Origin of the sequence: Dysosmobacter segnis, assembly GCF_014297285.1 — a bacterium.
GTDB lineage: Bacteria > Bacillota > Clostridia > Oscillospirales > Oscillospiraceae > Oscillibacter > Oscillibacter segnis.
This window is the reverse complement of record NZ_JACOQI010000032.1, coordinates 1-19,516: the sequence shown is the minus strand read 5'-3', so window position 1 is coordinate 19,516 and position 19,516 is coordinate 1. Positions and strand designations below refer to the sequence as shown.

The following is a 19,516-nucleotide window of genomic DNA, read 5'->3' as shown; positions in this document are numbered from 1 at the left end:
CAAGAAGCTGCCGAAGATGCTGGCGCGTGCGCTTAAGATCCAAGCGGGGCTCATGCGGCCGGACGGTCAGCTCACCAATATGCAGATGCAGACCTTCGTGACACAGCCAAATGGAGCCGGGGAGGGCTTTGACGGCTATGACGGTGTCATGGCCTTTGCCGCCAACCAGCGGGACGAGGTGCGGGATCTGTGCGATGTGGCGGGTGCGCTGGGCGCACAGCCGGGGATGAAGCAGCAGACCTTTGTTGCCGGTTTTTCCGCCGGAGCAGGCGCAAAAGCGGGCGGCATTGGATACAACGAATCGGTTGCTCCAACCCTCAAGGGCAGTCCAAGTGGGAACTGCATGCCATCTATTATATGTCTGAATGACCAGGGTGGCAGCGTGATGGAATGCAGCGAAAACGTGTCCGGAACCCTCCGAGCACAGGAGCATGGACACCAACCTCTTGTTTACGAAAATCACGGCATTGACAGCCGCTACACTGGCCCCCACAAGGTAGTGCCCACCATGTCTGCCCGTTATGGCACAGGTGGTAACAATATACCTCTGGTTGAGCAGAACGCGGGTGCCATCTGCATTGCCGGAAATATTGTAGACCGCCAGCCGCAAAACGGCGGCAACGGTCTTGGCTGTCAGGAGAATTTGGCGTATACATTGACCGCCACAGACCGCCACGCGGTCGTAGAACTTTATCAAAAAACAGTTGGAGCATTATGCCGCGGAGATGAAAAAGGTATCGGTAATCAATACGTCAGTCAGGATAAGTGTATCATCAACGCATCCTGTTCTGAAACACATCACCTCATTCGCCGCCTGACACCTTTGGAATGTGAACGGCTTCAGGGCTTCCCGGACGGCTGGACGGACATCCCCGGCGCGTCGGATAGTGCAAGGTACAAAGCTTTGGGCAACAGCGTGGCGATACCCTGTGTGGAGTTTATTATGTCGCGGATCGCCGCGGCCATGCGGGCGGCATAGCCTCTTTGTTGGTATCGCCGCTGTTTCACGCCGCTTCTTCGTTGGCTTTGGTCATAGCTTTCGCGCTTGCTTTCGGGTATCTTGGCTTTACCATTAAAAAGATCGGAGGAACTGCTATGGCAGAAAAAACGCGCAACCTCTGTGCTGAAATTCCCTTGGAGCTGCATACCAAAGTACGGCAGCGGCAGGCGGAATCCGGCGAGACACTGAGCCGGTACATGACCGCGCTCATCACCAAATTTTATGAAATGGAGGAAAATGTGAAGATGGACAAGGACAATGTGAGGACGGTGGCGTTTCAGGTGCCCACCGAGCTGTTTGAGCAGCTCAAGGCATACCTCAAGCGGAACGGCATCAAGCAGAACGCCTTCTTCCTGGACTGCATCCGGCAGGCGCTGGCGGAGGACACCGGCGCCGCCGAAGAATAAGAAATACATCGTGCGAACCGCTGCTGAGATTCTCGGCAGCGGTTTCGCTTTGGAGGAACAAAATGTTTATTTACCCCGAAAACCTGAAAGCCAAGCCCATGCTGTGGCTCTGGCTGCTGCGGGACATCGCCGTGATTGGCATCGGCGCTCTGCTCTCTGTGCTGGCGCTGACGCAGGGGCTTGGCATGGGCTTGCTGGTGGTCACGGTGCTGTATGCCTTCCTCACCATTCAGGTGGATGGCAGCAGTATCTTAGACTTCCTGCGCCGTGCCGCCTGTTTTCTCTTTCTGCGGCAGCAATACTATGAATGGAGGCTGGACCCATGAACCGAAAACAGAAAAAAGAACTGCGCCAGCGCCAATCCACCCGGCAGCTCATGGGCATCGTCCGTGTGACGCCCCACGGCATCGTGACAGATTCCGGAGAGCGGGTATTCTTCCTGATCCAGCCGGACAACCTCTCCGTCCTGTCCCCGGACGTCATCCGGGGCCGCGTCCGCTCCCTCACCATGCTTCTCAGCACACAGCCCTCGCTGGAGATTCTGGCGCTGGACTCCCGTGAGTCCTTCCAGCGGAACAAGGAGTATTACCTGCGGCGCTTGGAGGAGGAAACGGAGCCTGCCGTGCGGGAACTGCTGGAGCGGGACATGGCCCATTTGGACGCCATCCAGTTCTCCTCCGCCTCCTCCCGCAAATTTGTGCTGGTGCTCCCACTGGATGAAAAAGCCGGTTCGGATGAAAGCGCGCTGCGGCAGTTGGAGAAAGCCATCTGCGACCACGGGCTCCGCGTGCGTCTGGCGGAGGAACAGGATGTCAAGCGCCTGCTGGCGATCTACTACCGGCAGGATCTCACCACGGAGGTATTCCGTGATTTCGATGGAGAGGAGTATATGGCACATGGCTAAAAAGAAAACAAAACCGAAAAAGAAAGCGGCAGAGCAGGTACAGCGTCCGAAGGATTTTCTGGATATGATCGCGCCCGCGGCGGTGAAGTTCAACACCGACCACTTCATCCTTGGCAGCCGGTATCACACGGCGATGGCGCTGAAAAGCTATCCGCCCATGACGGATGAGCTGGCGCTGCTGCGGGGCCTTGGCGATATGGGCGGCGTCAACCTGCGCTTGACGGCGCGGCAGGTCACGCCTGCCGAGGAGGACGCCATCCTCCATGCCGCCACCAACAAAAGCCGCATGGAGCGGAGCAACACCAACGATTACAAGCAGAGCGTCACGGCGGAGGCCAACCTGCGGGATATGGCGGAGCTGCTGGCAAAGCAGCGGCAGGAAAAGGAGCCCCTCATCCACTGCGGCGTGTATCTGGACATTGCCGCCACGGATACGGAAAAGCTGCGCGCGGCGCGGGACACCGTATCCGCCCAACTGGTGCGCTCCCGCATGGGCGCCGATCCGCTGCTCCTGCGTCAGCGGGAGGGCTTTCTCGCCGCCAACCCCGCGGGCGGCAGCCAGCTTGCCAATTTTGCGGAGCGGGTATTACCCGCGCGCAGCGTTGCCAATCTGTACCCCATGAACTATTCCGGCAAAACCGATCCCAAGGGCTTCTTCATTGGCCGTGACCGCTTCGGCTCCAACATCATCGTGGACTTCGACCGCCGTGCCGCCGACAAGACCAACGCCAGCGCCCTCATCCTCGGCAACACCGGACAGGGCAAAAGTTATCTTCTGAAGCTCCTGCTCTGCAATGTGCGGGAGGCGGGCAAAAGCGTGATCTCTCTGGACTCTGAGCATGAGATGGAGGACGAGTGCCGCGCCCTGGGCGGCTGCTTTTTGGACTACTTAAGCGGGCAGTACCGCATCAATCTGTTGGAGCCCCGCTGCTGGGACGATGGCAGCGGGCCGGAAGACCCGGACGCGCCGGACGCTTTCCGGGGGACGCTGCTCTCTCAGCACATCTCCTTCCTGCGGGATGTGTTCCGCGTCTACAAGGGCTTTGACACGCCCCACATCGACACGCTGGAGCTGATGGTGGAGAGCCTGTATAAAAAGTGGAACATCACCGACCGCACGGACTTTGCCGGAATGCGGCCGACCGATTACCCAATCCTCTCTGACCTCTACAACGCCATTCAGGAAAGCTATGACCACTACGATGGTGCAGACAGCCTCTATCCGCGGGAGATGCTGCGGGATCTGCTGCTGGGGCTCCATTCCATGTGCCGCGGCGCGGACGCCCGGTTCTTCAATGGGCATACCAATATTGACCGCTCCAAATTCCTTGTTTTCTGTGTCAAGGGGCTGGATAACATGGCGGAGAATCTGCGGAACACCCTGCTGTTCAGCCTGCTGTCCTATATGTCGGATCAGCTTCTGACGCTGGGCAATTCCGTGGCAGCCATTGACGAGCTGTACCTGTGGCTGTCCGATCCCACCGTCATCACCTACATCCGCAACGCGCTTAAAAGAGTACGAAAAAAGGAATCCGCCCTGTTCCTTGCCAGCCAGAATCTGGAGGACTTCACCCAGCCGGGAATACGGGAGCTGACGCGCCCCCTCTTTTCCATCCCCGTCCATCAGTTTATCTTCAACGGCGGCAACGTGGACAAGAAATTCTTCATGGATAACCTCCAACTGGAGGAATCTGAGTATGCCCTGATCCGGGACCCGCAGCGCGGCTCCTGCCTCTACAAGTGCGGCAATGAGCGGTATCTCTTGCAGGTGCAGGCCCCGGAATACAAGCAGGACATCTTCGGAACGGCAGGTGGACGATGAATATTGTGGCATATACCCTGCGGCTATGATGATGGAGAGTGATGGAATGAATAGGAAAACGAAGACGATTTGCATTCATGTAGATGAAGAACGATTGAAAGAACTTCATATTCGCGCGGCGCAGTCACAGAAATCTTTGCAGGATTACGTTACGGATCTGATACGCAATGACTTGCGCCCACATCAACAGACCTCGTTGCTGCCGGAGCAAAAGGCGGCGCTGAATGACCTTTCAAAAGAGGCTCTGAGCGTGGTGGAAAAAATGGAGGACATCCTGCGGCCGGAACAGCAAGAACACGGAGGAATGCGCTTTGGTTAACCCTGCATGGATCATCAGAGCGGCGGCTGCAGTTTTTGCGGACGAGGACACCCGGCGAAAACTGGGCTGGATCGCAGCGGCGATCTGTTCACCGTTGATCCTGACGCTGGCGCTGATCTGCTCTCTGCTCTCCGGCAGCGCGGAGCATAACAACTCCGCCGTCCTGCTCTGCTTCAACGGCGGCAGCATTCCGAGCAAAACGCCTGCGGAATATGTTGCCTACATCGAAGATATGCGCCGCAGCTTCACGCTGCTGGACAGCGCCATTGATGCCGTCAATGACATGACGGAGAACAGCAACAGCCTTGACGGTATTCGCGTCAAGGCTGTTTTCTATGCCATTTTCTTTGGGGAGGACGCACCAAGCAAGAGAGCGCATAAGCAGTTCGTGGACTGCTTTGTAACCTACGAGGAACGCACCCGCACTGTTACCGCCGAGGATGGGACGGAAACCGAGGAGAGCTACACCGTGGCGATACCCGTTGCGGACATAGCCGCCGTGTACGGCCATATTGAAAACACTCTTCACTTGGAAATATCCGCGGAGCAGAAGTCCAATGCCGACAGTATCTACAACCTCGTCCGCTATGGTATAGCCGGTGGCTCTGAGGGCTGGATTCCCGGCGTGGATGTGCCGTTTATTGGCGCGGACGGTTTCTGCTCCCCCATCGGCTCCGGCTGGGAGCGCCGTGTCACCTCTGAATTCGGCAACCGCGTCGATCCCATCACCGGGAAGCGCAAGGGACACGGCGGCATGGACTTGGCAGTCCCCACCGGCACACCCATCCGCGCCGCGCTGCCGGGGACGGTGACGGTCTCCAAGTACAACACTGGTGGTTATGGCTACTATGTCATGATCGACCACGGCAACGGGCTTGCCACGCTGTACGGCCACTGCTCCAAACTGCTGGCAAAAGTGGGACAGACGGTGGAGGCGGGAGATATCATCGCCCTCTCCGGCAGCACCGGGCGCTCCACCGGGCCGCACCTCCACTTCGAGGTGCGCGTCAACGGGGAACGGACGAATCCGAGGGCGTATCTGCCGAAAGGCTGAAAGGAAGGAAATGATTATGAACATGGCTCGCTGCGAGCAGGAAACCATTATCGGCTTCAATGAGGAAGAAAAGACCGCCGGGATTTATACCCACAACAAGGTGCTGCGTCAGAAGCTGGAAGCGCTGGCGCGGGACAGACCGGAGGATTGCAGGCTCGTCAAAGTGTCCCGCAGCGGGCGGGCAGTTGACTACACCATCCCGAAATCATGGATAAAGATCGCGCCGCCGCGGATCGCAAGTGAAGCGCAAAAGGCATCTCTTGCAAGAGCTCGGAAAGCCGCAAATAAGCCGCTGTGACCCCTGCGCGCGCAGCGTTTCAACAACACCTGTCTCGCACCGAGGGTAGTGATACCACCCACAACACAAAAACGACGAAAAGCATGGATCACGGCGACATGGAGGCGCTGGGCTTCCAGCTCCGCGACTACTACGAGGAGGTTGAATAACAATCATGAAAAAAGAAAATGTCACGATCTCATTCGAGAGTGAGCAGCTTGCCGCTCTCGAATTTTCACTTAAAAAGAAGAACTCCAGCGTACAGGCGCAGTTGGAGGAGCTGCTCAAATGCCTCTACGAATCCGAGGTGCCGGAGCCGGTGCGGGAGTATCTGGACAGCCGCGCGGCGCCCGCTGCCCGTCCTCGCCGTCTGGCAAGACCGGCGAAACCTCAACTGCGGGAGGAGTCTCCCTCCACGTTGGCGCAGCCCACTGGCGAAAGGAATGGTGAGTGAGATGGCAGATCATGTAGACATCACACTGTGGATCGACCGGCGATGGAAGGATGCCATCGAGAAGCATCTCAAGGATGAAACCTTGCAGGAGCATCTGGAGGATGTGCTGGATGAGCTGTGCAACCAACTCCCGGAGCAGGAATACAAACGCATCAGTGCCGAGATCTACGCGGAGGATGCCGCGGAGCGTGAAGCGAGGGAGGCAGCCCGCACCTACGCCGCCTACCATGTGGTAGAGAACGGGCAGGAGTGGTACTTCAAGACCTCGCCCGGTGAGGAGCTGCTGGATGCCGCAAAAAAGCTGCGCGGCTATGTCACCGCAGAGAAAGGCACCGCGCCGGATCTGTTCATCAAGCTGTTCGCGGACGGGCAGCCCATCACGGTGCAAGAGTATGACGCGCTCACAGCCCTTCGCATGGAGAACACCGGCAAGGTGCGCGGCGTGTTCGACATCAACTTCGACAAGCGGGAGTTCTCCGCCGTTCACATCATGGACGGCTGGCAGACCTGGGCGATGCGGGATGTATCCGTGGCGGCGTACCGTGTCACCCAGTCGCAATTCGCGTCGAGCGATGATCAGTGGCGCAAGCTGCTGGATCATCTGAGTGGTAAAGAGATCACCTCGGCGGGACACCTCTCCGCGCGGATTTTTTCTTTCGGTGATGAGATCATCGAGATGGACGGCAAGCTCAATTTTTATGTGCGGACGGAGTTCGATGTGGATGCAGCCTTCGGCACCTTCGTCTGCACGGATAAAAACGATGACTGGCTCAACATCTACGCCAACTACGACATGGAGAAAAACTGCCCCTGCGACACGCTGGAGCTGTGCCTCTGCAAAGCGGATGGCACAGAGGAAACCTGGAGCTACCGGCTCAACGCAGCTGAGCAGGATGTTCTGCTGCGGAAGATGGAGGAATACTGTCAGAAGCAGACTGGTATGAGTCTCCACGACTACGCACAGCAGCTCCGAGAGGAACCGGAACAGCAGGGGCCGGTGATGAAACTGTAGGCACAAACTCAGCAAGGCTGAAACGCTCACGGCTGCGGAAGCAACAGCGTCCAGGCCGCGCAGCCCAGCGGGGCCGCGGCACCGACGAACCGCATCCACCCGCCCTCGGCGGGCAGCCGCAGTTCGGCGGCTGTTATTCTGCTCCCTCGGTTTTTCTGCGATATGGAAAGGCGCAAAACCTCACAAAAAATTTTGTTGGATTTCGTGAATAGCTTTCCGACTGCCGCTGTGCCATTGTGTTTGCGCAGCGCGCTACACAAAAAATAAACAGGAGGAATTTGAAATGAATACAGAAGCCGCAATGGAACTACAAATGCGTCTGGCAAAGGAGGCGCTGGCAATGCTGGTGATTCATCCAACGTTTGACGTGCAGTTGTACCGCGAGAGCATCATGGAGATCGGTGAGGCGTGGGAACTCCCAGCAGACGCAACGCTGGAGGCGCTCGCACTCATCGAACATGAACGATTGGCGATTCAAAAAGCCGGAGAGGGCGGCGTTGTGCAGCACATTCTTCCGGAAGAAGAACTGCCCATGCATGCTACCGGCACGGAAACACTGGATAATGTATGGGATCTGTTTGAAACATCCCTGCGCACTGAGAGCACGAAAGGGCGCACGGTTCTCTACAACATGGCGAGGACACTGGAAGAAACGCAGAACCTGCTGGACTGGATTGAAAAAACGGAGGAGGAAAAACAGGTGTAACTGCGCCTGACCAGAGCGATTCCATACAGCCGAGCCGCCCCGTGAGGGGCGGCTCCTCGTTTCCCCCCGTGTTTCGCCGTGTGAGCCGCTGTGTGCGCGGTTAGGGGCTGGGGTGGCGTGTGTATCCGCCGCAGCCTCTTGAAACGAACGTTGCGGCGTTTGTGGGCGATGTGTGAAAAGGCCCGGTGAATACCGCTCTGACAGTGGGAAACCGAGCCTTTGGGGATGGGTGCTTCCCTCCCGGCCATGCCCCGTTTCGGAGGGTTTCGCCCCTTATTTGCCCGTTCGATAAAAGCACAAGATAAAGAGAGGTGCCCCTAACTGGGCCCCTCTCAGCCACAAAGCCCCGCAGTGCGGGGCTTTCAGAGGTTTGGACAAGGTGCACCTTTTGCGGGTTTTGATGGAAAACAGGTGCACCTTACCCGCAAAAACGCAGGCGTGACAAGAGGTTGCGCCTTTTCAGAAAGGAGTGCTGCAAAAATGCAGGAAAATGACGAAAAGCGGATCGAGCGCACAGTGGTATGGCTGGACGCCAAGTTGGTTCCCCGTATGGACGGCTGGCTGGCCGCGGATAATTGCAAAAATCGCAGTGAATTTATCAACAAGGCTCTGCGCTTTTACATGGGCTATCTCGGCACGGAGGACAACACCGCCTACCTCTCCCAAGCCATCCTCACCGCCATTCAGGGTACGCTGGACGACAACAACAATCGGCTCTGCCGCATTCTTTTCAAGTGCGCGGTGGAACTGAATATGCTGTGCCACACCATCGCCGCCCACTTCCGTACCGATCCCATCCACACGCGGGAGCTGCGGGCCTACGCCGTGGATGAGGTGAAGCGCACCAACGGTCAGGTGAGTTTTGAAAACGCGGTGCGGAGCCAGCGGCGTATAGAGCCGGATGACGCATGGCCCGGATCGTACTGATCTCCCCCTACCTCAAGGGCGGACAGAACGCCGCGAAGTTGGCCCAGCGCACCCGCTACGTCGCTACCCGTCCCGGCGTGGAGCTGCTGGCGGATGAGCGCAGTACGCTCCCCGCCACAAAAAAGCAGCAGGACTTTATCGCACGGCTGCTGAAGTCATTTCCCTCCTGTTGGGAACTCATTGAGTATGAGGAATATCTGGAGCATCCCACCCAGGGCAATGCCTCCGCGTTCATCCAGCAGGTGCGGGAAGACTACATGGAGGCGCTGGATCAAAAGGAAAATTTCATTGACTACATCTCCCACCGCCCCGGCGTCCAGAAGGACGGTGAGCACGGGCTGTGGGACGCTCACGGCAAGGTACAAAATCTCGCACGGGCGGTACGGGAGGTGGCGGAGCACACCGGAAATGTGTGGACGCCGGTGATCGCGCTGCGCCGTGAAGACGCCGAGCGGCTGGGCTATGACAGCGCGGAAAACTGGCAGGCTCTGGTGAACGCCTCCGTCTGTGACATCGCCGCGGCGTACAAGATCCAGCCGGACAACCTGCGCTGGTACGCCGCCTTCCACCAAAAGCCGAATCAGGTGCATATCCACATGATCCTCTTTTCCGCGGACCCAAAGGAAGGTTATCTCACCAAGGAGGGCATCCGGCAGGTGAAGTCCGCCTTCGCCAGACGGATCTACCACGCAGATCGGATGCACATCTACCAGCAAAAGGACATCGCGCGTCAGGAGCTCCAGACGCGGACCCGCAAGGCCATGGTGGAATGCATCGCACAACTGAAACATGGTGCAGTGGATAACCCGCGGCTGGAGCAGCTCACCGAGGAGCTGGCGGAACGTCTGCTGACGGTCAAGGGCCGAAAGGTCTACGGCTACCTGCCGCCAAGGGTCAAGGCCATCGTGGACGCCATCGTGGAGGAACTGGCGAAGGACGAGCGGGTGTCCGCCGCATACGAAACATGGCAGACGCTCTACGAGCAGGTATGTCTGGACTACGATCAGCGGCCGCCCAAGCGCCTGCCGATCTCCCGGCAAAAGGAGTTCCGGAGTGTCCGCAATATGGTCATTCAGGAAACACTGCAATGGATAGCGGAGCGGCAGCGGTACGCGGATGCACAGAGAACTTCTGTCACATCGGTGGAATCCATTTCGCCTGAGAATTCCGCGGCGGCCACAAAAGCCAAAGTGGAATCCACAGCACCAGCCGTTCCCGCACAGCCAAAATCTGACCGTGCGGCGAGCGCAACATCGGAAGATACCGGCTCCGCTGATGCTGCCGCCTCCAAAGACACCGCGCCGCCCGTGGGCGAAATGACTCCGACGCACTCACAGCCATCCGGTCAAGCAGGGCAAACCGCACCGGCAGGAGCGGATTACCACGCCCCCACGGTGGGCGAAACCGTTGTGCGGATGCTGCATCACATGAGCAAAATTTTTGAGGACAACAGCAAAGCGGATCAGATCCACCGCGGCTTGCAGATCGACCGCAAGCGCCGTCAGGAATTGCGGCGCAAGCGGCTGGCGATGGGACACAAGCCGGACGATCACGAGGAACAGACGTTCAGATAGCGCAAAGGAGAATTTTGAAAGGACACATCATGAGCAAATATATTTATTTCACGCCGGAGGAAAAGGCGCGGGCGCAAAACACAGACCTCGTGTCTCTGCTGCGTGCCCAGGGGGAACGACCCGTGCGCTCCGGCCGGGAGTTCCGTACTCCCAACGATCCCAGCATCACCGTCCGGGGCAACAAGTGGTTCGACCACTCCAAGCGCGAGGGCGGCTATGCCGTCAGCTTCGTGCAACGTTATTACCGTCTCCCTTATCAGGAGGCGGTTTTGCTTTTGCTGGGCAGAAAGAATGGAAAATCGTATGAGCAGGCAAAGCCCGCAAAGGAAGCTCCGAAGCCCTTCGCGCTGCCGGAGCCTTACGGAACCATGCGGCGTATGTACGCCTACCTCATGCGTCAGCGCCACATCGACCGGGAGGTCATCTCCTATTTCGTACACGAAAAGCTGCTCTACGAGGACAAGCATCACAACTGCGTTTTCGTGGGGCTGGATGGCAGCGGCGAGGCGAAACACGCCCATATCCGCAGTACCAACAGCGAGGGCCGGGTGTTCCGCATGAACATTGAGAGCAGCGCCAGCGAGCACTGTTTTCATAAGGACGGCACGGACAAGTCCCTCTATGTGTTCGAGGCCCCCATCGATCTCCTGTCCCACATCACCCTCTACCCATACGGCTGGCAGGAGCACAGCTACGTTGCCTGCTGTGGGACATCCATCCAGCCGGTGCTGGAACGGCTGCGGCAGAATCCAAAGCTGGACACGGTGTACCTTTGCCTCGACAACGATGACGCGGGCAATGACGCCTGCGACCGCATGACGGATACGCTGGAGGACATGGGCTTGGAGGTGGAGCGGCTCTGTCCGGTACGCAAGGACTGGAACGACGATCTGTGCGCCAAATTTGAGAGAAAGGAGAACCTACCATGAACGGGGATACCTGGATCTTCCTCGCCCTCTGCGGCGCTCTGCTGGTGTTTTTGCTGGCGGCATCCTTTCTCTCCAAGAACTACTCCCTTGACCGCATCAAGAGCAAGACGGTGGGCGACGGCCAGCACGGCACGGCGCGGTGGGCAACGCCCAAGGAGATCGGCAAGACCTATCACACCGTACCCTTCCGCCCCCGCCGCTGGCGCAAGGGGAAGGAGCTGCCCACGGAGCAGGGGCTCATCCTCGGCAGCGTGGGCGGCGGAAAACGTAAAAGCAAGGCGGGAATTCTGCTGAAAACCTCCCGCAAGCTGCTGGAAAAGCTGCGCCGTCCTGTGGCGGGAAAGCATAAACGGAAACCGAAGAAAAAGTCAAAGGTGCTCTCAAAAATCAAAAAGATGATCGAGGAGCAGGGGGATATCCGGGCGCTGGTGGACAGCGACGACATCCACTGTCTGATGATCGGCGCCTCCGGCGTGGGCAAGACGGCGTTTTTCTTGTACCCCAATCTGGAATACGCCTGCGCCTGCGGCATGAGCTTTCTGGCGCTGGACACCAAAGGAGACTTGGCGAGGAATTACGGCACCATCGCCTCCCGGTACTACGGCTACCGGGTTTCCGTCATCGACCTGCGTAACCCGACCCGCTCGGACGGCTTCAACTTCCTGACGCTGATGAATCACTACATGGATCTGGCGAGAGCAGATCCGTCCAACTTGGCGGCGCGGGCCAAGGCGGAAAAATACGCCAAGATCCTTGCCAAGACTATCATCAGCCCGGACGGTGACGCCTCCCAATATGGTGATAACGCCTACTTCTATGACAGCGCCGAGGGATTGCTGACGGCCGTTGTGCTGCTGCTGGCGGAATTCGTGCCGCCAAAGGACGGAGAGCCGGAAAAGCGGCATATCGTGTCGGCCTTCAAGCTGGTGCAGGATCTGCTGGCGATGCCGAGCTCACGGGGCAGGAACGGCTTTCAACTGCTGGTGGACATTCTGCCGCCGGAGCATAAGGCACGGTGGTTGGCGGGCGCGGCGCTGACAGCGGCGGATCAGGCGATGGCCTCGGTCATGTCCACCGTCCTCTCCCGCCTGAACGCCTTCCTGGACACGGAGTTGGAGCAGGTCATTTGCTACGACAGTCCCATCAACGCGGAGATGTTCGCCTCGGAGAAGTGCGCCATTTTTCTCATTCTGCCGGAGGAAGACCCCGCCAAGAACTTCATCGCGGGCCTTATGATCCAGAACCTTTCCCGCGAGCTGTTCTCCGTGGCGGACGAGCATGACGGCAGACTCAAGAACCGCGTGGCGCTGTTCTGCGATGAGTTGGGCACCATGCCGCCCTTCGACATCCTGCCCCTGTTCAGTGCAGGCCGCTCCCGCGGGCTGACGCTGGTACCCATCATCCAATCGCTGGCACAGTTGGAAAAGAACTACGGAAAAGAGGGCGCGGAGATCATTTGCGACAACTGCCAGGACACCATCTTCGGCGGCTTTTCGCCCCAGAGCAAAACCGCCGAGGCACTCTCCGCCGCCCTTGGCAGCCGCACGGTGCTCTCCGGCTCCGTCAGCCAGGGCAAAGAGAACAGCCAGTCCTTGCAGATGATGGAGCGCCCGCTCATGACGCCAGATGAATTGAAGTCCATCCCCAAGGGCGAATTTGTGGTGATGAAGACCGGCACCCATCCTATGCGCACTAAGCTGCGCCTGTTTTTGGATTGGGGCATCACCTTCGATCCAGACGGCTACCGGATGCCGGAGCGGGCGGCCAGAAAAATTGCCTATGTGAACCGCGACGAGCTGGCCCACAATATTCAGAATCGCCGCGAAAACAGCCCTTACAACACGGAGGATACCAAATGAGCAAATTCAACTTTATTTACGCCGAGGATCTGAGCCACCGGGAAAAGACGGTCTACATCTACCTCCGGGACCGCGCGGACGCCTCCGGCGTCTGCTGGCCTGGGATCAAGACCATCGCCGGTGAGCTGGGGCTTTCGCCCCGCACCGTCCAGCGGGCCTTGGCAGATCTGGAACACAGGCAGCTCATTGAAAAGCGGCAGCGCCACCGCGCCAACGGCAGCCTTACCAGCAATCTGTACCGCCTGACAGCGGCAAAAAAGTCACAGCCTCCCGCCAAGGGGGGACTGTGACCTTTTGCGAAAAATCTGTCCATAGGGTGGTGTCATCATGGCGCATCCAGAAGAACCTACTCTACCGGAGGATACAGGACAGAGAAAGAACAAGAATATAAACAATGTTCTTCATGATATAAGTAGGTTCCTGCTGTCTGAAATTCAGAGACGAGCAACTCTCAGTCCCAGATCAGTAAAGCAATAATGGCAGCTTCTTCAAGGTAGCGAAGCTGCGCCATATCATTTTGATGGAGGTCTGGTTGCCCACGCCGTCGTAGGTGTACTCCACCCGCTTGCCGGCGTGATCCGTGGCAGCGGTCATCTGATGCAGCAGGTCCAGCTCAAAGGTAGTCGTGCCCAGCCAATCGGTCATGGAGACCAAATCGCCGGTCTTGTTGTACCTGTAAGAGACTTCCTTGGCATCATTGTAGTTAATCTTTGTTGCTAAATCAAGTGCGTTGTAGGTATATTCGGTGGTATATCCGTCGGGATCGGTCTTGGATACCAGATTGCCGTTGCCGTCATACTCGTAAGAGGTGACATAGCCCTCAGCGTCGGTCTTGGTGGCCACCTCGCCGTGGTCCGTGTAGGTGTAGCGGGTCACGCCACCCTTGGCGTCGGTCATGGTGACGACGCGATCCATGGCATCGTAAGTGAAGGTGGTGACATAGCCTTCAGCATCGGTCATAACTATGAATTGCGTACGGAGCAGCTATATCTACATCCACTTTGTAGGGTACGTAAAAAAGATACTCTCCATCCAAATTTGGATTTCCATCATTTCTATCAATGCCTATAGATGTTGTAATTGTTGCCCTTGTGTACTGATATGTATTTGTAGAAATATCAACATTCGACCACGAGTTGCTAAAATCACCAGTTCTATTTATAACACCACTAAATTCTACCACAAACACAATGTACTCCTAGAAAGGAGATGAGTCCGTGGACTTGCCAATAATTATCACCGCTATAAATCCTGCTTGAAAAGGAGTAACATATCACTGGATGGAGAGAGCTGCAAATAAATTATACTTTCATCTCCGTCTTTTAATCGATAGACCCTTGCATTCAAATAATACTCCTCGTTTGTTTGGAAATCATCATAGCATACTTCAGTCATATCCAGCAGGGTGTCTATTGTACCGTCTTGGATCAGTGTGTCAGCCAACTCCTTTAAACTGGATTCTCCTGATTTTTTATCCCAGGAGTAGAAAGAACCATGATAAAAAATATGGGGTTTGGCAGCAACTTTTTCTTCAGAGTGTATCACCGCTGTAATAAGAATAAACGGAATAAGAACGACAATTAGAAGTGTGCAAAGGAGCCGAACCATGTCTCCTTTCGAATTAGCATCTTTCATTTCTGCCAATTATAAATCGTAGCGTTCCAGTAAAAAGACTTTGTGCTTGTTGAAGGAACATAGGTTAATGTAGAACTGGAAAATGTTTCATAATCAACATACCATGGATTCCAAATTGTGTATTTTGTGGATGTATACCCACAGATTGCAACTGCGTGGCTAATGGTAGAATTATGTCGCATAGATGCATAAATTGGACAAGAATGATCAATTTCATCTATTACCTGATTTCTGCTCAATGCGCTTTCGTAATACAATGGTTGCATGGCATACATCGCTTGTGCGTAGTCAATCGCTTGACCATGGCTCAAGCCTTCATTCTTGTTCAAACCATAATATTTTGTGATTGTAGAGGCGCTAAGGGATACTCCTTGTACTGTACGAATAAGAGCCGCTGTCACATATGCTGCACACCAAGACTCGTCATTCGGCTGGGTTTCGGTTATAGAAAGTGCTATCGGATTACTACGAGTAGCAATAGGCAACTCAAAGTTTTTCTCATAGCCAATAGTATCTGCCGCATTAATGACCTCTAACGCATCGTTCTCCGCCAAGATGCTTTGTGTTGAGATTTCATATTCGGAATTTGTGGACGGTTCTTTATGAGTAAAGGGGGCTTCAGCAATAACTTCTACTTGTCCCCCCACAACTGCAATAATGTTGTAACCGTCTACAACAAGAGTTGCTGGGGAGTTCTGACTTGTCATTTTGGCAAGATTGCTAAAAGCATCCACCATAACCGCAGACATTGTGCCTGCGTACCTCAATTCACCAGTTTCTTCAAAATAGAAAGTATCTTCATATATGCGATAGATGTAAATGAACTCACCGCCATAAATAACCGGGAAATAAAATTGCTTTGCAGAATCTTCACTCCCCAGATAGGTAAATGGGGTTCCAAGTTGCACTCGGTACGGGTCACCAGTAAAATCACCGTTTTGAATCATTGCAGTCATGTGGTCTGCAAAATCGGTTTGTGCAAAACGCAACACATTACTTGGTATAGCGGGAGTTGCAACATATAAGCCGTCACTCTCTCCTTCACGTGATAGCGCTGATACAGGGAAAGAAAGGCAAATACTCATCGTGAGTACGAGCAAGCCCGCAGCAATCTTTCTAATGTGGCCGTTGAACATAGTAAATCTCCTTTCTATCTTCCTGAATTTTAACCTCAATTATAAAGATCCTTCTGCGCTAGGTTGTCCCAATCACATTTATTAAATCATTGGACTCACCCCCGTTGTTAAAATGAAATTACAGCCATTTTACCACAGAAAGGATTTGCGCACCACTTTGTCAACAGGCCCAACTCTTGACGGCACCCGGGAAATCCCGGGCCTTTAAAAAATAGTTTCCTCTGTCCATATCGGACAGAGGGAACTATTTGGGAAAATATCAGATAAATCGGTTAAGTAGATTCGGGAACCCGCTGTTTTCGATAAGCATTCCAAAAACTATCAAAATCAAATTCTGATTGAACGGAATATATACCCGCGGGCGGAGATTTAATGTTTTCAGAGGACATCGTGGTATTTTCTGAAACTAACAACAGCTTTTTATCTGTATTTACCATCAAAGATAGACCTGCGTCTTTGCATTCGATTAACACATATAGTGCTTTATCATTCCGGAATGCATCGTTTTCGTCAGAGGTTGGTTCTTCTTTATATGATATTTCTAAATTGTTGAAATTCTCATAAAACCAATTCAAGGTTTTTTCGTCCGTTATTTCCCATGGGATGGAATCTGTGCTAGAAAAAATCAATATTCCAGAAGGTTCGGAATACGAAAGCGTTTCCCACGGGATGCCATCATATTGAGACTCTTGAATAGCTGTTGGTGTTTTGACATATTGGACTACAATAAGGAAAGCAATAACGACGGACAGTAAAGCAACTGTAATCTTCCTCATAATTCTGTATACAAACGATAGTAATGCACTGTCATATACGAATATGGGCACTCCATAACAGGGTGCTCCATTAGGGGAGTGTTACCCCATTTTGAACATACCCAGACTTCTGGTTTTGTGGCCGTTACTATGCCAGCATGTCGATAAGCATCCAAGTCGTCGTCCCAATATAGTGCTATATCTCCAGTTTTAGGGGAGGATACTTGTACATAACTTCCATCTTCCCAGAAATTAGATACAGGATTTGACAGGATATATTGGTTAGTAGTAGATTGTAGATAGAATGCATAAGAAAAGCAATTATATCTCATAGTGCTTGGCCCAATATAATATGCGGATGGGTAATCATCTATATAATCTTCGTCTAGCTGCTTTACTGTGCTTGCCAACCATTCATAACGTGAGGTAGACATTTTTACAGGACGATTCTCTTTGGGGGTATAGATGGTCTTGCTTTTTACGGTTTCACTTACGAGATATGCACCATCGGGCGGATTATACAAGGACAATGTTTCGTTGTTCGTCAAAAAAGACTTTGCTTCGTCTGACAGTAAGGGATATACCGCAGAATGCTTGAGCAAAAGCTCAATATAGGTCGTTTGTTCATTATCGAAATCATCAGAATCGAGCAAAGAAAAAATTGTTTCTTCAATATCTTCTCTACAAATCAAAGCTGACCAGGCATTGCTGTGCTTTACAATGTAATCAAATCCTGATTGAGCATCTTCAAATGCGGATATATCGGTATTGAAGGGATAGTCGAGAGCGGTCAGCAAAAGTGCTTTTGTGGTTAGTTTATTCAGGATTTCTACAGGAATCTCGCAGGCATCATGTCTGGTCCTTGTATCTCCCACTGCTATCCATTCATCTGTGCCAGGAAGAACCGGGTAATTGTATTTTTCGTCTATTGCCTCGACGATATCTACGGGAGAGGGCGTAATTGATTCAAATTCTGAGGCTTCAAATGCAAAAGACGTTTGAGTCAGGATAGTTAAGCTGGCGATAAGGATTGCCAGGACCTTTTTCATGAATATATTCCTCCATTTCTGCTCGTTAAAATGTCGTTGCTGCTGTCCTTTGGTTTACAAATTATTGCATGACTGTATTTACTTATTCACCCCCTTTATTTGACAGAGTCAATGTGCAGGGGAATAGGAGTATTCCTACTGTACTTATAAATACCAAAAAATGGGTGGTATTTTGTGAATAGGTTGTAAACTATTTGATTATGTAAGGAGTGCGCATGTTGTAACATTTCATTTACAAGATTGTTTATATATACTGTAGTCTGTACAGTTTCATTTGCATACGTTTTACACTCATGCTCACATGAGAAGTGTCTTTTTTAAACTGTCCCTTTCCAGCAAGAACTTCATCATAAGTATAATCAGTATTAGCCATATTTTCCTCCTTAAAATTTTAATTGTGTGGCCACACATTAATTAAGGAAGGGAAAATCTGAATTTGTGTAAACCTATATATACTCTTTAGGAGAAAAATAATGGAAGTATGTAGTAAAAAGCAGAAACTGTATGTGCTGGGAATTGTATTAATTTTAATTGTCACAGGCTCCCTTTTATCAAAGAGAAGCAAACCTTTTGGAGAAAACACATTACAGCCCCTGTTGGTTCGTGAGATGTATGCGAGCGGGTCAATGCTTGAACGCTCAAAAACGTTTGCTGCTCGGTTTGAATCCTATATGGAAACTGCGGCAATTCCAAATATAAGAGAAGACTCAACAGGCCAAGATACAGCGATCATAACAGATCCGAAATCCGATTTGACACTGCTCCAGGAATTTCCCGAACAGGACATTTATATTTGGGGATATAATGATGTGGAGGAACCGGGGTACGGATTAATATTTGATGTTGGGGACACGCCGCATATTGATTCCTTTCCATATTTTTATGAGAGCAATCACGGAATCCCGCCGGATTTCATATTAAGCGCTGATGGAAAAACTATTTTCTGTATCTGCCATACCGGATTTGGAACGGGATTTTCAGTCTCCGAACTGATTCTATTTCAACTTGAAGATTTTCAAATTGAGCCATATTACTTAAATATAGATGAGCTGAGTGACAGGCTGAACGATACGATTCAAGTCGTGTATGATGCGGATATGGATGCTGTCACAGTTTCGGCAGGAGGATCAGATCCTAAATCATATCGCTTGAGTGCGGTTGGAGCAGAGCCTGGCGAACGGATCATCCCAACAGGATATTTCTGCGGGAATTTTCTTTCGTTTAGCTTACAGGGGGAACAGCTCTTTGTACATTTTAAGCCGACACTCTATACGGATGCTTCAAACGCAGCGATATATTTGGATGATTTTCTGGAAGTTACAGCGCAAATCGTTTTTCAATATGATGACTCTGGGGAAATAGATGGATATGAGATTTGCGAGACAAATATTTTGGAGAAAAAGTAACTCACAGGGCGAAAAGCCAAACCGCAGGACCTCTCCGTTCCCGGAAAGGTCCTGCGGTGTTGCCATAGATATCGGTAGTCCTTGTTCCTGCATGCCCAAGGATTGCTGCAATCGTTGCTAATGGAATACTGTTTTGAACCATCGTTGATGCTGCATATAAAATCTTTCTCATTATTAAAATTTTACTGGCTATTGCTTTTCGAACGCCAGATGAGAAAGATTCATTACAGCTACGCCGTTTTGTTATTTTCCTCCGGCCAAGTCAAAGTTGGGTAAATATCTTGCGCCAGC

General features: G+C 53.1%; 24 protein-coding genes. 18 read left to right on the top strand and 6 right to left on the bottom strand.

What is annotated here, in order from left to right:
• The 17 genes from H8Z83_RS19750 to H8Z83_RS17620 form a co-directional block, all read left to right on the top strand.
• Nucleotides 1–979 (top strand): DNA cytosine methyltransferase (locus H8Z83_RS19750; protein ID WP_243185128.1); only part of this gene is annotated, 979 nt, incomplete at its 5' end.
• Between the two features lie 116 nt (nucleotides 980–1,095).
• Entirely contained in the window at nucleotides 1,096–1,407 is a 312-nt protein-coding gene (locus H8Z83_RS17695) for a hypothetical protein (protein WP_187016266.1), read from the top strand.
• Nucleotides 1,408–1,469: 62 nt separating this feature from the next.
• Complete coding sequence (locus H8Z83_RS17690) at nucleotides 1,470–1,733, top strand: hypothetical protein (RefSeq protein WP_118603942.1); 264 nt, start codon at nucleotides 1,470–1,472, stop codon at nucleotides 1,731–1,733.
• Nucleotides 1,730–2,311 (top strand): hypothetical protein, encoded by a 582-nt coding sequence (locus H8Z83_RS17685; protein WP_187016265.1) that lies wholly within the window; start codon nucleotides 1,730–1,732, stop codon nucleotides 2,309–2,311. Before H8Z83_RS17690 ends, H8Z83_RS17685 begins: the two co-directional genes overlap by 4 nt.
• Nucleotides 2,304–4,133, top strand: a complete 1,830-nt coding sequence (locus tag H8Z83_RS17680; RefSeq protein ID WP_187016264.1) for a VirB4 family type IV secretion system protein — start codon at nucleotides 2,304–2,306, stop codon at nucleotides 4,131–4,133. Before H8Z83_RS17685 ends, H8Z83_RS17680 begins: the two co-directional genes overlap by 8 nt.
• Before the next feature lie 46 nt (nucleotides 4,134–4,179).
• Nucleotides 4,180–4,452, top strand: coding sequence for a hypothetical protein (locus tag H8Z83_RS17675; protein ID WP_187016263.1), 273 nt, complete (start codon nucleotides 4,180–4,182; stop codon nucleotides 4,450–4,452).
• Nucleotides 4,445–5,506: a M23 family metallopeptidase gene (locus tag H8Z83_RS17670; protein ID WP_187016262.1), complete on the top strand. Its 1,062-nt coding sequence runs from the start codon at nucleotides 4,445–4,447 to the stop codon at nucleotides 5,504–5,506. Before H8Z83_RS17675 ends, H8Z83_RS17670 begins: the two co-directional genes overlap by 8 nt.
• Before the next feature lie 16 nt (nucleotides 5,507–5,522).
• Nucleotides 5,523–5,804: a hypothetical protein gene (locus H8Z83_RS17665; RefSeq protein ID WP_187016261.1), complete on the top strand. Its 282-nt coding sequence runs from the start codon at nucleotides 5,523–5,525 to the stop codon at nucleotides 5,802–5,804.
• The gene (locus tag H8Z83_RS17660; RefSeq protein ID WP_187016260.1) at nucleotides 5,801–5,953 is read left to right on the top strand and encodes a hypothetical protein; all 153 of its coding nucleotides are present in this window, start codon (nucleotides 5,801–5,803) and stop codon (nucleotides 5,951–5,953) included. The genes H8Z83_RS17665 and H8Z83_RS17660 overlap by 4 nt, the downstream gene beginning before the upstream one ends.
• 5 nt (nucleotides 5,954–5,958) lie before the next feature.
• The gene (locus tag H8Z83_RS17655; RefSeq protein WP_187016259.1) at nucleotides 5,959–6,237 is read left to right on the top strand and encodes a DUF6103 family protein; all 279 of its coding nucleotides are present in this window, start codon (nucleotides 5,959–5,961) and stop codon (nucleotides 6,235–6,237) included.
• A 1-nt stretch (nucleotide 6,238) separates the two neighbouring features.
• A complete protein-coding gene (locus H8Z83_RS17650; RefSeq protein ID WP_187016258.1) occupies nucleotides 6,239–7,249 on the top strand; it encodes a hypothetical protein in 1,011 nt (336 codons plus the stop codon).
• Between the two features lie 283 nt (nucleotides 7,250–7,532).
• A complete protein-coding gene (locus tag H8Z83_RS17645) occupies nucleotides 7,533–7,955 on the top strand; it encodes a hypothetical protein (RefSeq protein WP_119310998.1) in 423 nt (140 codons plus the stop codon).
• Nucleotides 7,956–8,435: 480 nt separating this feature from the next.
• Entirely contained in the window at nucleotides 8,436–8,882 is a 447-nt protein-coding gene (locus H8Z83_RS17640; protein ID WP_187016257.1) for a hypothetical protein, read from the top strand.
• A complete protein-coding gene (mobP3, locus tag H8Z83_RS17635) occupies nucleotides 8,864–10,456 on the top strand; it encodes a MobP3 family relaxase (RefSeq protein ID WP_243185125.1) in 1,593 nt (530 codons plus the stop codon). The genes H8Z83_RS17640 and mobP3 overlap by 19 nt, the downstream gene beginning before the upstream one ends.
• Nucleotides 10,457–10,485: 29 nt before the next feature.
• Nucleotides 10,486–11,385 (top strand): DUF3991 and toprim domain-containing protein, encoded by a 900-nt coding sequence (locus tag H8Z83_RS17630; protein WP_187016256.1) that lies wholly within the window; start codon nucleotides 10,486–10,488, stop codon nucleotides 11,383–11,385.
• A complete protein-coding gene (locus H8Z83_RS17625) occupies nucleotides 11,382–13,244 on the top strand; it encodes a type IV secretory system conjugative DNA transfer family protein (RefSeq protein WP_187016255.1) in 1,863 nt (620 codons plus the stop codon). Before H8Z83_RS17630 ends, H8Z83_RS17625 begins: the two co-directional genes overlap by 4 nt.
• A complete protein-coding gene (locus H8Z83_RS17620) occupies nucleotides 13,241–13,534 on the top strand; it encodes a helix-turn-helix domain-containing protein (RefSeq protein WP_187016254.1) in 294 nt (97 codons plus the stop codon). The genes H8Z83_RS17625 and H8Z83_RS17620 overlap by 4 nt, the downstream gene beginning before the upstream one ends.
• Before the next feature lie 172 nt (nucleotides 13,535–13,706).
• Here the strand turns inward: H8Z83_RS17620 and H8Z83_RS17615 are convergent, their stop codons facing one another.
• The 6 genes from H8Z83_RS17615 to H8Z83_RS19955 form a co-directional block, all read right to left on the bottom strand.
• Nucleotides 13,707–14,204, bottom strand: a complete 498-nt coding sequence (locus H8Z83_RS17615) for an RHS repeat protein (protein WP_187016253.1) — start codon at nucleotides 14,202–14,204, stop codon at nucleotides 13,707–13,709.
• 282 nt (nucleotides 14,205–14,486) lie between these two features.
• Nucleotides 14,487–14,888, bottom strand: coding sequence for a hypothetical protein (locus tag H8Z83_RS17610; protein WP_187016252.1), 402 nt, complete (start codon nucleotides 14,886–14,888; stop codon nucleotides 14,487–14,489).
• On the bottom strand, nucleotides 14,876–16,015 hold the full coding sequence (locus tag H8Z83_RS17605) for a C39 family peptidase (RefSeq protein WP_187016251.1): 1,140 nt from the start codon (nucleotides 16,013–16,015) through the stop codon (nucleotides 14,876–14,878). Before H8Z83_RS17605 ends, H8Z83_RS17610 begins: the two co-directional genes overlap by 13 nt.
• Before the next feature lie 272 nt (nucleotides 16,016–16,287).
• Complete coding sequence (locus H8Z83_RS17600) at nucleotides 16,288–16,791, bottom strand: hypothetical protein (RefSeq protein WP_187016250.1); 504 nt, start codon at nucleotides 16,789–16,791, stop codon at nucleotides 16,288–16,290.
• Nucleotides 16,788–17,819: a hypothetical protein gene (locus H8Z83_RS17595; RefSeq protein ID WP_187016249.1), complete on the bottom strand. Its 1,032-nt coding sequence runs from the start codon at nucleotides 17,817–17,819 to the stop codon at nucleotides 16,788–16,790. The genes H8Z83_RS17600 and H8Z83_RS17595 overlap by 4 nt, the downstream gene beginning before the upstream one ends.
• 244 nt (nucleotides 17,820–18,063) lie before the next feature.
• Nucleotides 18,064–18,192 (bottom strand): hypothetical protein, encoded by a 129-nt coding sequence (locus tag H8Z83_RS19955; protein ID WP_256435364.1) that lies wholly within the window; start codon nucleotides 18,190–18,192, stop codon nucleotides 18,064–18,066.
• Between the two features lie 100 nt (nucleotides 18,193–18,292).
• Here H8Z83_RS19955 and H8Z83_RS17590 point away from each other — a divergent pair, with 100 nt between their 5' ends.
• Entirely contained in the window at nucleotides 18,293–19,225 is a 933-nt protein-coding gene (locus H8Z83_RS17590; protein WP_187016248.1) for a hypothetical protein, read from the top strand.
• Nucleotides 19,226–19,516 lie beyond the last annotated feature (291 nt).

Bases quoted from the DNA above. Each gene is read 5' to 3' on its own strand.
- H8Z83_RS17625 (WP_187016255.1), top strand. From the start codon at position 11,382: ATGAACGGGGATACCTGGATCTTCCTCGCCCTCTGCGGCGCTCTGCTG.
- H8Z83_RS17655 (WP_187016259.1), top strand. From the start codon at position 5,959: ATGAAAAAAGAAAATGTCACGATCTCATTCGAGAGTGAGCAGCTTGCC.
- H8Z83_RS17650 (WP_187016258.1), top strand. From the start codon at position 6,239: ATGGCAGATCATGTAGACATCACACTGTGGATCGACCGGCGATGGAAG.
- H8Z83_RS17675 (WP_187016263.1), top strand. From the start codon at position 4,180: ATGAATAGGAAAACGAAGACGATTTGCATTCATGTAGATGAAGAACGA.
- H8Z83_RS17690 (WP_118603942.1), top strand. From the start codon at position 1,470: ATGTTTATTTACCCCGAAAACCTGAAAGCCAAGCCCATGCTGTGGCTC.
- H8Z83_RS19955 (WP_256435364.1), bottom strand. From the start codon at position 18,192: ATGGCTAATACTGATTATACTTATGATGAAGTTCTTGCTGGAAAGGGA.
- H8Z83_RS17680 (WP_187016264.1), top strand. From the start codon at position 2,304: ATGGCTAAAAAGAAAACAAAACCGAAAAAGAAAGCGGCAGAGCAGGTA.
- H8Z83_RS17605 (WP_187016251.1), bottom strand. From the start codon at position 16,015: ATGTTCAACGGCCACATTAGAAAGATTGCTGCGGGCTTGCTCGTACTC.
- H8Z83_RS17620 (WP_187016254.1), top strand. From the start codon at position 13,241: ATGAGCAAATTCAACTTTATTTACGCCGAGGATCTGAGCCACCGGGAA.
- H8Z83_RS17665 (WP_187016261.1), top strand. From the start codon at position 5,523: ATGAACATGGCTCGCTGCGAGCAGGAAACCATTATCGGCTTCAATGAG.
- mobP3 (WP_243185125.1), top strand. From the start codon at position 8,864: ATGGCCCGGATCGTACTGATCTCCCCCTACCTCAAGGGCGGACAGAAC.
- H8Z83_RS17615 (WP_187016253.1), bottom strand. From the start codon at position 14,204: ATGACCGATGCTGAAGGCTATGTCACCACCTTCACTTACGATGCCATG.
- H8Z83_RS17600 (WP_187016250.1), bottom strand. From the start codon at position 16,791: ATGAGGAAGATTACAGTTGCTTTACTGTCCGTCGTTATTGCTTTCCTT.
- H8Z83_RS17685 (WP_187016265.1), top strand. From the start codon at position 1,730: ATGAACCGAAAACAGAAAAAAGAACTGCGCCAGCGCCAATCCACCCGG.
- H8Z83_RS17645 (WP_119310998.1), top strand. From the start codon at position 7,533: ATGAATACAGAAGCCGCAATGGAACTACAAATGCGTCTGGCAAAGGAG.
- H8Z83_RS17595 (WP_187016249.1), bottom strand. From the start codon at position 17,819: ATGAAAAAGGTCCTGGCAATCCTTATCGCCAGCTTAACTATCCTGACT.
- H8Z83_RS17695 (WP_187016266.1), top strand. From the start codon at position 1,096: ATGGCAGAAAAAACGCGCAACCTCTGTGCTGAAATTCCCTTGGAGCTG.
- H8Z83_RS17630 (WP_187016256.1), top strand. From the start codon at position 10,486: ATGAGCAAATATATTTATTTCACGCCGGAGGAAAAGGCGCGGGCGCAA.
- H8Z83_RS17640 (WP_187016257.1), top strand. From the start codon at position 8,436: ATGCAGGAAAATGACGAAAAGCGGATCGAGCGCACAGTGGTATGGCTG.
- H8Z83_RS17590 (WP_187016248.1), top strand. From the start codon at position 18,293: ATGGAAGTATGTAGTAAAAAGCAGAAACTGTATGTGCTGGGAATTGTA.